This window comes from Burkholderia sp. BCC0405, from assembly GCF_902833075.1.
Classification (GTDB): domain Bacteria; phylum Pseudomonadota; class Gammaproteobacteria; order Burkholderiales; family Burkholderiaceae; genus Burkholderia.
This window is the reverse complement of the sequence record NZ_CADFEO010000001.1, coordinates 565,374-576,835: the sequence shown is the minus strand read 5'-3', so window position 1 is coordinate 576,835 and position 11,462 is coordinate 565,374. Positions and strand designations below refer to the sequence as shown.

8 protein-coding genes are annotated in these 11,462 nt (G+C 57.3%); 5 read left to right on the top strand and 3 right to left on the bottom strand.

All coding sequences use genetic code 11. The features are described from left to right. Positions 1-69: 69 nt before the first annotated feature. Entirely contained in the window at positions 70-873 is an 804-nt protein-coding gene (locus HWX36_RS02580) for an EAL domain-containing protein (RefSeq protein ID WP_175950711.1), read from the top strand. 264 nt (positions 874-1,137) lie between these two features. Then, entirely contained in the window at positions 1,138-2,700 is a 1,563-nt protein-coding gene (locus tag HWX36_RS02575) for a tetratricopeptide repeat-containing glycosyltransferase family protein (protein WP_175950710.1), read from the top strand. Positions 2,701-2,969: 269 nt separating this feature from the next. Here the strand turns inward: HWX36_RS02575 and HWX36_RS02570 are convergent, their stop codons facing one another. Continuing rightward, positions 2,970-4,874, bottom strand: coding sequence for a S53 family peptidase (locus HWX36_RS02570; protein ID WP_175950816.1), 1,905 nt, complete (start codon positions 4,872-4,874; stop codon positions 2,970-2,972). Between the two features lie 1,264 nt (positions 4,875-6,138). Beyond that, a complete protein-coding gene (locus HWX36_RS02565) occupies positions 6,139-7,281 on the bottom strand; it encodes a mandelate racemase/muconate lactonizing enzyme family protein (RefSeq protein WP_175950708.1) in 1,143 nt (380 codons plus the stop codon). 131 nt (positions 7,282-7,412) lie between these two features. Between HWX36_RS02565 and HWX36_RS02560 the strand changes: the two genes are divergently transcribed. Then, a complete protein-coding gene (locus HWX36_RS02560) occupies positions 7,413-8,306 on the top strand; it encodes a 2-dehydro-3-deoxygalactonokinase (RefSeq protein ID WP_175950706.1) in 894 nt (297 codons plus the stop codon). Here the strand turns inward: HWX36_RS02560 and HWX36_RS02555 are convergent. Then, positions 8,303-9,202 carry an SMP-30/gluconolactonase/LRE family protein gene (locus tag HWX36_RS02555; RefSeq protein WP_175950705.1) on the bottom strand — a complete coding sequence of 300 codons (900 nt, stop codon included), beginning with the start codon at positions 9,200-9,202 and terminating at the stop codon, positions 8,303-8,305. The genes HWX36_RS02560 and HWX36_RS02555 overlap by 4 nt on opposite strands. A gap of 163 nt (positions 9,203-9,365) precedes the next feature. On the opposite strand from HWX36_RS02555, the gene HWX36_RS02550 reads away from it, so the two are divergent. Then, on the top strand, positions 9,366-10,178 hold the full coding sequence (locus HWX36_RS02550) for an SDR family oxidoreductase (RefSeq protein WP_175950704.1): 813 nt from the start codon (positions 9,366-9,368) through the stop codon (positions 10,176-10,178). A 77-nt stretch (positions 10,179-10,255) separates the two neighbouring features. Further along, a complete protein-coding gene (locus tag HWX36_RS02545) occupies positions 10,256-11,389 on the top strand; it encodes a porin (protein ID WP_175950702.1) in 1,134 nt (377 codons plus the stop codon). Positions 11,390-11,462 lie beyond the last annotated feature (73 nt).

Sequence of the window (11,462 nt, the reverse complement as noted above, 5' to 3'; positions counted from 1 at the left end):
GAGCCCGAAGCGGGAGCAAGGCTGTATCAGCAGGCACTGCAATTCTGAGTGCCTGCATGGGAGATCGCTGTGGATGGTACGGCCGTGCGTTGCAGTACTGACGATCTTGTCGAAGATGCGGAGCGTGGGCTGGCTCGGAAAGAGTTCTTTTTCGTTTATCAGCCGAAGCTCCGCGTTCAGGCCGGATTGCTATCCGGGTTTGAGTCGCTTATACGCTGGCATCACCCGAAACATGGTGTGTTGATGCCGGTGGCGTTCATTGACCTGGTCGAGAATTCACATTTGACATACCGGTTTACTGAGTATGTCATGATGGAGTCTGCGAGAGTGCTCGCTAATTGGGCTACGCTTGGGTACAGCAGTCTGTCCCTGTCCGTAAACCTTCCTGCTCCCGAAATTGTGCGACCCGGAGTGACGGAAAGATTGTCTTATATTTTGGAATCGCATGGCGTCCGTGCCGGTAATTTCCAGGTCGAAATTACCGAGTCGATCGATCCCGGACCAATCGAGGAACTCGTGACAGCCGTGGCTTCAATCCGTGAGTCTGGCGTAAGCGTTGCAATCGATGATTTTGGTTCAGGATGCTGGTCGCTGACCAAATTGCATCGCTTGGCGGTAGATACGCTCAAGCTGGATCGCTCCTTTATGCGTGATGTCGATGAAAATATTGAATCAAGAACAATGATTGAAACGCTCGTTGAGCTATTTGGTCGATTGAAAAAGCGCGTTGTGGTCGAGGGTGTGGAGACTGAATCTCAACTGAGGTGGCTGAATAGGATTGATGGCATAGATTGCCAAGGATATTATATATCAAAGCCTGTTATGGAAAATAGAGTGATCGATGTGATCGAAAAATATGGAGTGGTGTATTGAATGATGCGGCGCCACTGTCGAGCCGTAGAGGTGATCGAGAGTGTTCTCGATTAATCGAGATGTGGGAGTGAAAGTGTGAATTTGATGTGAGATTGACTTCTCGATGTTAGAGGGGTTCGCCATAAAATAGATGGTTTTTGATCCGCGTTCTATGCAATGTTGGAGCAGTATAATTTAGGAGATGATGGACGTTTGGTGTCTATCTTCTTAGGAATTGCCTCGATTCGGAGCGTTCGCTAGCGCGAGTTGTTGGTCGGAGTTATCATGGTGTCGAATATTGAATATATACAGTTGTGCTATGAAAAATCAATTGAGGCATATGATTCTGGTCAATTTGAATTTGCTCTTCGGCTCGTCGAAGACGTTCTGAAGGAGTTCCCCTCAAACGGTGATGTTCTGCATCTGAGAGGGTCGGTCGCTTTGTCATTGAATAAGCCTGATGAGGCCGAGAACTGGTTCATGCGTGCTATCGATGTGTCTCCCAATGCTGGGTTCTACAATAGCTTGTGCGCGGCGCAAGTACGATTGAAGAAATTTCCACAGGCGGCAGAAAACGCGCGAAGAGGTCTGACGTTTGCCGAAGATTGCTTGCTGAACCCGGACACTTCAAAGTTGTTGTATAACTTGGGTATGGCATTACAGTCGGACGACAAACTGGAGGAAGCTATAGATATTTATCTGCGCGCCATAGAGCACAACCCAAGGAATTCTAACGCCTATAACAATATGGGAGCGTGCTACGACTCGTTGGGAAAAACCGACATCGCGATTAATGCATATCGTCGAGCAATCGAGTTGGATCCCCAAAATGTCGTGGCCCACTGCAATCTCGGACACGAATTGCTTTGCGTAGGTGACTACGAGGAAGCCTGGCCATATTTCGAAAACCGATGGGCATCGTTTCAGGTGGGCGATTCGCATACCGGGATCAAGCCTCCTGCGTTGTCGATCCGCCGGTGGCTGGGGCAAGGACTGCCGCCAGGCGAAAACCGCCTGCTCGTTTTGTCCGAGCAGGGCTTTGGCGATACGTTGCAATTTTGCCGATATCTCGAAATGGCGCTGGGCCAATTCACGGAAGTTGGCTTTTTATGCCCGAAACCGCTGCGCCGGTTGCTGACCGATTCGCTCTGCTCCCGGTGGTCAAATCTGACGCTGCTCGACGACAAGCCATTCGACCCACTTCGGTGGGACTGGTATTGCCCGCTCCTGTCGCTGCCGATGGCCTTCGGAACACGAGCAGACAACATTCCGGCCTGCCTGCCTTATTTGTACGCCGATCGGCGACGGTCGCGAAAATGGTCATCGAAAGTGGCAACGTTGCAGCCGGGCACCTTGCCACGCATCGGTGTGGTCTGGGCGGGAGGGCATTCGGACATGCGTGATGATCGCCGGCGCAGTATCAACCTGGAAACGATGGCGCCATTGCTCGCCTGGCCGCACGCGCACTGGATCAGCCTGCAGAAGGCAGACGACATGTCGAAAGCGCTATCCCACGAGAACTATCCGCACGTAGTCGACTGGATGCACGAGGTGAGGGATTTTGCCGATACAGCAGCCCTCATCGACGCGCTGGATCTTGTCATTTCTGTTGACACTTCGGTCGCTCATCTGGCAGCAGCCATGGGTAAGCGCGTGTGGTTGCTGAACCGATACGCGGGCTGCTGGCGCTGGTTGCGCAATCGTGACGATAGTCCGTGGTATCCCGGCATGCGAATCTTTACCCAGACCACGCGCGGAAACTGGACCGAGGTAATCGAGCGCGTCTTGTCTGAACTGGAGCTCACCGCCACGGCTTTGTCGACGGAATTGAAGTCAAATCTTGCGTAGGGCGTCTTGGCGTTGGCTATTCGGCCAGCGATTGCTGAATGGGCTTACTGCCGGTCACCTGTACCCCATCCTTGAACGATCCGTCAAGCGGCGGGCGCACTTGGCTAGAGCCCGACAATACGGATGTGCGACTCACTGCTTAATTGGCTAGAGAACCCCGACGCGGCTCAGGATGACGGACGGGGCGGACAATGTCGAGTGGGTCGTTCAGATAAAAAAAGCGCGGTGCAGCGCGGCGAACCCGCCACGCCGCATCGCGCCGTGCCGCATTACTTGACGGAGCTTGCGCTAACCTTCGCAAAATCCAGGCTGCCGAAGCCGGTGTCGTAGTCCCACCCGGCGGTCGCAGTATAGCCGTGGCCACTGTAACCGTTGTTACCAGACGTCACGTCATGGAGCAGTGCCGTATTGGTTGGGAGACCTTGGTAGAACGCCGACGTTGGCAGGCCGAGACTGTTGTTGTTCGCCGATTCAACCCGCGCCCAGCCGCCGACGAAGATCGGCGACGCGAGGCTCGTGCCGCCGTAGAGGTTGTTCGGCTGCCCATTGAGGACGATGTACGCGCCCGTCGTTTGCGCGGCATCGAACGCCACGTCCGGCAGCACTCGGCTGGTCACCGAGTTGCCAAGCGCCGCGGTCTGCCAGCTCGGCGCGGATTCGTACGCGCTCACGCCGCCGCCCGTTGCCCAGATCCGCACGGCGTTGTCGAGCGGATTGCCGTTGCTGTCGAGATCCGCATATGCGACGCCTTGGTTCCACACGGTTTCGCCGGCCCATGTCGTCGTGCCGGTGGTCGACAGTGTCGTACCTCCGACCGCGACTACGTACGGCGAGCTCGCAGGAGACGACACGCTATACCGGGACAAGTTGATCGTCGTATTGATCGAGCTGCCGTTGTACGTGCCGATGTAGCCCGGCTCGTCACGCGGTGACAAGGACCATTGATAGACGCCCGCGTCGCCCGACGCGACGGAGAAGATCTGCCCCTGTGCGGCAGCCTGTCTGAAAATTGCGTCGTCGGCGGCGAGCGAGCCATCCGAATTGGCGGTGGTTTCGTCGAGGCCCAGCGACACGTTGATGATGGTCGCCTTGTTGTCGGTCACCGCCTTGTTATACGCGGCGGTGAGCGTCGCGGTGGTGAGGCCACTGTCCTGGCTGTCACCGTTCACGGCCGGATAGAAGATCAGTTGCTTGACGCCGCCAGACGTGCCGATGATGGTCTGGCTGTCGAGATCCCATTCACCCGGATCGCCGTCGTTGGCCAGTGTGCCGGTCCCGCCTGCGACCACCGCCGTGTTGACGGTCGCAAGGCCCGCATTCCGCGTAAAGGTGTTCAGGTCGGCAATGGTCTGGGTCATGTCGCCCCAGGTGATGATGCCGACGGTGGTATTCGTCGCGGCGGGCAGGCCGTTCGCGTCATAGATCGCCGCGAAATCGGTCGGCTGGTGGCCGACCTGCTGCGACGGGGCGGTCGCATTCGTCGAGATCCTATTCGGCTCGATGACGGCTGCCGGTGCGAAGCGGTGGAGCAGGCGGTGCGGCACGGCAGCATTCTGCAGGCCAATCACCGAATCGACGATCGAGCCTAGCGATGCCGGGATCAGTGCCGCCGAATCGTTCGCGTAGACCGGCTTGCCGCGATAGGTGAAGCGCTTGATGCTCGCCTGGAAGCCGCGTTGCACGTTGCCGGCGTTGCCGTCGGCGGAGATCAGCGTATTGTTGTCCGAGACTGTGATGTTGCTGAAACCGTTCGCCTTCAGGTGAGTAACCACGGTCGCGACCTGCGCGTCGGTCGGCGAGAAGCGAGCCTTGAACTGCGCCGGCGTGAGGTACTTGTGGTAACTGGCGCTACCCGGCTGGTTGACGTCACGAAGGAACGCGTCCAACTGATCCGCGTTGCGGTTCTTCAACACCACGGTGACGTGTAGCGGCTGGCTTAATTCAAGTGGCGTGACGTGCGTATCGGTGAGTGCGGGCGTGCCTGCGCTGTTCAGCGAGTAGCTGGGCGTCGCGGCTGGTGCATTCGACAGAAGGAAAGCGTGGGTGCGGGTGGGGACCCAATTGGTTGCGGCCAGCGTGGGCAGCGGGATCATCGTGGTTGCTACCCCAAACGGTATTGCAGTCAGCGCAACGCGTTGTAGGAATTTGCGATTGACGTATCGAGTTCTCTGCATTGTAAGCTCCGGGATTTCGACGAAGAACGGCTGCAGTGCGCAGCCCAGATCGCGGGTAGCGAAGGGCGGCGGATGCAACCTGACGCAGGTTGGACCGATCAGCTTGATTCAAGGCAACATAGCCATTCCTCCCCCCTCTAACATTCAAGATTGGAAGCCGACACGAGTGTCGCGCTCGCGTGTGGCGAACACCGATCCCGCGTACGGCCCTCGTTCATGTCGGGCCTTTCCGCATCGATGATGCGGAGGTACGACGATCGCGCGGGTACGACCTGAGAAAAACAACCGCTTCGAATCTTTATTATTTAGGAATCCGTTACGTCAAATTCGAACAAAAACAAGCGCATTGACATCTGAGGTCGTGGTGGCTGCGACCGGGATGGCCTGTCCGGTTGATGAACAGGACGGGTACGCTTATCTCAAACTTTACAACGCTGAACGCGCCTGACGACGCAAGCGCGCGTCACATGAGCGGTGCTGCTTGGCAGGCGGTGCACGGTAGTGAGTCGAGTACTATTTGGTGTCGTAGTGTTGAGAACCAGGTGCCACCCTTACTGTAACGTAATTAAAATGGAAGCTATTTGTTGTGATTTTGATTTATTAACGCAATTAAATTTTTTGCGATATTTCTTGTTTGAAACGATAGCAAGGAGGAAAGCTGGGCGTCAAACTTTTTTTGATGATTTCAAAAAAGTTTAGATTGTTGGGTGCCATTTATTTGCGTGATTTTTTATAGTTACATTTATTCAAGTCTGTCAAGGCTTCGTCTTGTGACCCCAAACAACTATTCGTGAACTATAAGGGGTGCTGTCTATCCGTTGCCAGAGGGCCGAGCGACGACAGAGATCGCGGTGTCGGCGTCAGAGCGCGGTGACCCGGAGGGGTTTGGGGCCAAGGTAATCGGCGGCGCTAGCGCGCCGGTTGAAATGCGCGATGGGTTAGCGCCGCTGTTTGTACGTACGGCGATACCGTAAAAATGACGGTCTTGGGCAAGGGGATACTGACCTGAGACGGAATTTTTTGACCAATCAGGCAGTGAGTCTCGCACCGAGATTTTCGGAATTCAGCCAGGCCCCGACGGGCCGTGGTTGGAGGTTGATATCGATGAGCGTGATCCGGCTAGGAAAGTGGCAGACTAACCAAAACGTTCTCATATGACGCTTGGGAGCAACATGCACGCTGGACCTATCAGGTTGAATACGCCGAATGCGGTGCCGCGTAACGTTGCGGGAGACGTTTCTAACAACCGCTTCGTCGCGGCAGGTCATATCTCGATATACAACGTGGATCTCGCGGCCACTTCTGCATGATCGAACTGCAAGCCGAGACCTGTTCCCTCTGGCAGTTTCGATTGCCCTTCCGTGGGGCGCGGCAGCCCCGACGCGACGAGGTTGGTGAACGCGGTCGTTTCATCGAACTGCAACTCGAGTCGCCCCAGGTTCGGCATGAGCGCGGCCATATGCAAGCTGGCGACATGGGCGACCGGGCCGCTCGGGTTATGGGGCGAAATTTCGAGGCCATGCTTCTCAAGCATACGCGCCACGGTCAGCATCTCCTTCATCCCGCCAATGTATTTGATATCGGGCATCAAGACGTCGTAGGCGCCAGCTTCAACAAACGGAAGCAGGCCGTTGACGCGAATTGCTTCCTCGCATCCCGCCAGTCGAATTCCCCGTCGATTCGCGAACGCTCGCAGCGCGCTGAGTTCGGTGAGGTTTTCTCGCGTTTCCGGAATAGGGCACTCGAACCAATGCAATCCATTGCATTCCTCGCTCGCGAGGATTTCCCGGGCAGCACTTGGGTTGAGCCGCCAGTGGCAATCGACCATCAGGTCATGTTGATTCCCGATGGCGTTCCGAACGGCACCGATCCGGTCCAGCGCGATACGAATCTTTTCCCGATCGATTTCGGCCACGGGGTCGCCATACAACTCGACGCCGTCGAAAGGCGCAATCTTGATTGCGGAGAAGCCGGCCGATATCGCTTCGACGGCACTGGCCGCAAACGCGTCAGCGTCGCGCTGGCGCGTTCGCCTGTTGATGTTGGCATACAGCGGGACCACATCACGGCAGGGTTCGCCGAACAGCGCGGCAGCGCCACGTGATTGCCTGCGACCGTCGAGGTCAGCGTATGCGTGGCTGAACGCCGACACGATTGCTGCTTGGGGAAGTGACGCGAGCGGCAAAGCGCACAAGCTCGAGTCGATCTCCTGTGTCGTTTTCCCTTTGATCATTGGCGCCAAGGGCTCGAACGCTTTGATCAAATCGGGTTCCCTCCCGGTGAGCGTCGCTTCGCCGATGCCAGTGTCGCCGCTGCTGCAAAGCAGCCTCACGAACGTCCAGCGTGTGGCGGGCGTCACCTCCACGACGGTCAATGAAACGGCTTCGATGACGGGGGCCTTACTCATGAGAATCATCCATTGATTTGATCAAACATTGTGTTAAGTTATCACGTCTGACTTTGATTTTCACAATTTGTGATCAAATATTGGGGTAAACCATGCGGGTTGTAACCGGATCGCCGCGCAGGATTGCGGCAGTGGATTGGGGTACCAGTTCCTTGCGTGCGGCATTGATGACCTCGGAAGGCGGAATGCTTGACCGGATTCAATCGTCGAGTGGGGCCGGATCATTGCGTCCGGACGAATTCGAAGGCGTCCTGCATGCGTTGCTTGAGCCGTGGATGCGTGAATCAGGCGACCGCCTGGCTGTCTACGTCTGCGGTATGGCGGGAGCCCGTCGCGGATGGCGGGAAGTGCCCTACGTGAATTGCCCGGCCCGCGAAGTCGATCTCGCCGATGGCGTTTCCGTCGTTCGGGGTTCGAAAATCGTCGCGAATTTGATCCCGGGCGTGATGCGATCCAGAACCGGGGCCTTGCCCGACGTGATGCGCGGCGAAGAGACTCAACTGCTGGGCATGGGTATTTCGGGACAGGGCGCGGTGATCCTGCCCGGCACGCACTCGAAATGGGCCGTGGTCGAGAAAGGAGAGATTGTCGACTTTCAAACGTTCATGACGGGGGACCTTTACGCGGCACTCTCCGAACACACTATCCTCAAGCAGTTCGTGCGCGTCGACCATGAATACGTCGAATCGGCGTTCGCTCGAGGCGTTGAACTTGCGCGAGAATCGGCAGGAGACATGACGCGCATCCTGTTCTCGGTTCGCGCATCCGTCTTGCTCGGACAGCTCGCGCCGGAAGGGAGCGGGTCGTTCCTGTCGGGCTTGTTGATCGGCTGTGAGTTGCTGAGCGGCGACCGGGCCCTTGGCGCGATCGGTCGTTATGGCGTGGTGGGTAGTCAGCGGTTGATGAGTCGCTATTCGACGGCCGGGACGCTGCTCGGGATTGAAGTCAACCCCGGGCCTGAAGACGCGGCATTCCAGGGGTGTTTTCGAATTGCTCGCTTGCGCGCTGGATGGTCGCCGGACTAACGCGTCGACGGCAAGACATTTGCAAATGAGACGGGCAGGCCCGCAGTGTCGACGTCGACCGCGAAAAGGCCGCCCGCCAGCGGCTCGCTCGCAAGCTGGGTTTGCATGAGTCCCTGCCGTGCGGTGGTGATGAACAATGTGCGCAAATTTGCGCCGCCGAATGCGCAGGACGTTGGCTGACTCACGGGTAGATCGATTCGCTGAACTTCCCGCCCCAGCGGATCGAACCGGATGATGCAGCCAGCCCCGAACCGGGCGCTCCAGAAATGGCCGCTCGCATCGAGCGCCAGACCGTCCGGCTTGCCCGGTGCTGCAGAGGCCGGAACGCAGATTTCCCACGCGCCGACTTCGTTCGTCTCGGGATCAAGCGATGCTCGTTCAATCGCACCCGTGCTGGAGTCGGCGAAGTAGATGCCAGTTCCATCGGGAGTGAAGGCCAGCGAGTTCGGAATGGTTACCGATCGGCGGTGCGTCGTTAATCGACCATCCGAGGCGACGCAATGCAATCCCCCCGTGCACCCTCTTGCGTAGTCCCACATGGAACCGAACCACAAGCGGCCTCGCGAATCCGTCTTGAGTTCGTTTGTCCGGTTCTGGGCGGGCATCAAGTCGAGATTGAGAATCGTGACCGGAGTGTGCGGCAATTCAAGCTCGATTCTTTCCAGCGAACGGGGTCGGCCGGCCACGAGTGTATCCGGGTCTGTCAGGACGATGCCGGTCAGCAGCGTCGGCCCGTAAGCGCGTTCAACGTGAGTGTTGCGATTCGGATCGAACGTGTGCAGCAGTCCCCGCCGAATATCGACCCAGTGAAGGCTGGATCGGTTGGCGTTCCAGACTGGAGACTCTCCCAGGACATCCAGTGCATTACAGACGAACCGGACGGGGGGCTTTCTCATGGCTTCTCCCATTTATGATCATAAGTGGAAAGTATATATCGATAAATCGGGAGCGTTTGTGGCTTTATGTGACATGATTTGATCAAATTGGAGGGTTTGCCCTAATGCCATGATGTCGTCGGGGGCAGTTAAATAGCGTCCATCAGCTCGTTGAGGAATTGCCGTGTCGACTTATTCATCCCCGGATTGTCCGGATCCCCGTCGCGCTTTTGCGGACCGCCGGGTGCTGATCACTGGCGCCAGTCTCGGTATTGGCCGAGAGGTGGCACGCCGCTTCGCGCTGGCCGGGGCGGAAGTGGCCATCCATCACTCGAAGCAGATCGATGAGCTGACTGGCCATGCGAATGCCGCGGGCGCGCTGGCCGGTGATCTCCAGGCGGACGGCGCCAAGCTGCATGTTCTTGACGTCGATCTTGCGGTTCCCGGTAGTGGTATGACGTTGGCGAACCACGCGCTCGATGTCCTGGGACAAGTGGATATCGTTGTGCTGTGTGCGTCGATGCAGATTCGCGAGGACTTTGCTGCGATATCACCTGCCTCGATTCAAAAGCATGCTCGCGTCAATTTCGAAGCATCGATTGAACTATTGCAGGCGCTTCTTCCTGGCATGAGCGGACGCGGATGGGGGCGGGTGATCGCAATCGGCAGCTTGAACCAAACACGTCCGGATCCGCAATTGGCTGTCTATGCGGCACTCAAGGCTGCCCACCACAACCTGATGGCGAATCTGGCGAAGGTCCATGCGCCGAACGGCGTCACCGTCAACACGATCTCGCCCGGCCTGATTGCGACGCCACGCAACGCATGGCGTCGGGAAAACGCGGCCGAATGGGCAGCGATTGAACACGGTGCGAATCCGATGCATCGTTCCGGTCATCCGCATGAAGTTGCCGAAATGGTTCTCGTGCTCGCATCTCCGGCAGGTTCGTTCATCACCGGAACCAATATACCGATCGATGGGGGCGCGCATCTTTAAGGGGTATCAGCGCGGCAAGTAGACATCAATGTCACCATGGGGTTGGAGAAATGAAGTCAAATAGATTAGTACAACAAATGAAGGTGGCTTTAGCCAGTATCGGATTGATTGGTGCAGGGGGAGTCGCCCATGCCCAGTCGTCAGTGACGCTGGCTGGGATTCTTGATGCCGGTTTCGAAATGTCGAAGGTAGGGGCGCTCAAGAGCGATCCGTCGAATCATCCTGTCCTGTATCGCTTCCAGAACGGAAACCTGCAGGCAAGCCGGCTGATTTTTCGCGGAACCGAGGACATGGGCGGCGGGATGAAAACCCTGTTCTTCCTCGAAAGCCAGTTCAACCTAGGTGACGGGACGCTTGCTGGAAGCGGGCTGTTCACGCGTGAGGCATGGGTGGCGCTTGCAACGAATCAAGGCACGTTGGTAATGGGGCGTTATCGCGCACCGACCTTCTGGGTTTATCTGTTCGAGGATGCGAACACTTACAAGCTCGACAGCTTTACCGCGCCGAACATCCATCATCAGGCCGTGCTGTCGCAGATCTTCGGTGCGCAACGGACCAGTTCCACGCTGGGAGGCGCGTTCACCGGCCTCGGCGGGTTCAGCAACAACACGATCAGCTACAAGACGCCGGTATTGTTTGGCGGCCTGACCTCCGAAGTGACGTACTCGAACGGCGCAAATGGCGTGCAGGACAACTCGCAGGACGGAAAGAACCTCGGTGCCAACCTGATTTATTCGAACGGCATATTTCAGATCGGTTACGGCTTCAACAATTCGCATTACTACCTTGATGGCGAGATGGCGAGCCTGAAAACGCATATCGTCGGCGCTTTGTACAAATTCAGCTGGACGACGGTCGGGGCGGACTATATCTATGCGAGCGACAGTGTCGGGCGATTCGCGTCGTCCTGGTCGGTTACCGACGTCACGCCGGTCGGCCCGTCCGGGCAACTGAACCTCGGGGTCGGACATATTCTCAGCAGCCAGGTCGGCGGGGTGGGGCATGCGACCAGTTTCGACGCAGGCTACGTGTATTTCCTCTCCAAGCGGACCCAGCTGTATACGATCTATACCAAGCTGTTCAATGGTGCGAACAGCACGATCGGGCTCGGTACGCTGAATGGGCCGCCGTCAAACGAAAGCTCGTTCGCGAAAGTGACGCCGGGATTCAATCCGTGGGCCATGACGGTGGGCTTGCGGCATTCGTTCTAAGGTGCGCTTGCCGTGGACTGGCAAGGCCCACGGCAACGATGTGTCACCGGAAAAAACAGGGTTGAGCAAAGGA

Bases quoted from the DNA above. Each gene is read 5' to 3' on its own strand.
- HWX36_RS02555 (WP_175950705.1), bottom strand. From the start codon at position 9,202: ATGAGAAAGCCCCCCGTCCGGTTCGTCTGTAATGCACTGGATGTCCTG.
- HWX36_RS02565 (WP_175950708.1), bottom strand. From the start codon at position 7,281: ATGAGTAAGGCCCCCGTCATCGAAGCCGTTTCATTGACCGTCGTGGAG.
- HWX36_RS02545 (WP_175950702.1), top strand. From the start codon at position 10,256: ATGAAGGTGGCTTTAGCCAGTATCGGATTGATTGGTGCAGGGGGAGTC.
- HWX36_RS02570 (WP_175950816.1), bottom strand. From the start codon at position 4,874: ATGCAGAGAACTCGATACGTCAATCGCAAATTCCTACAACGCGTTGCG.
- HWX36_RS02575 (WP_175950710.1), top strand. From the start codon at position 1,138: ATGGTGTCGAATATTGAATATATACAGTTGTGCTATGAAAAATCAATT.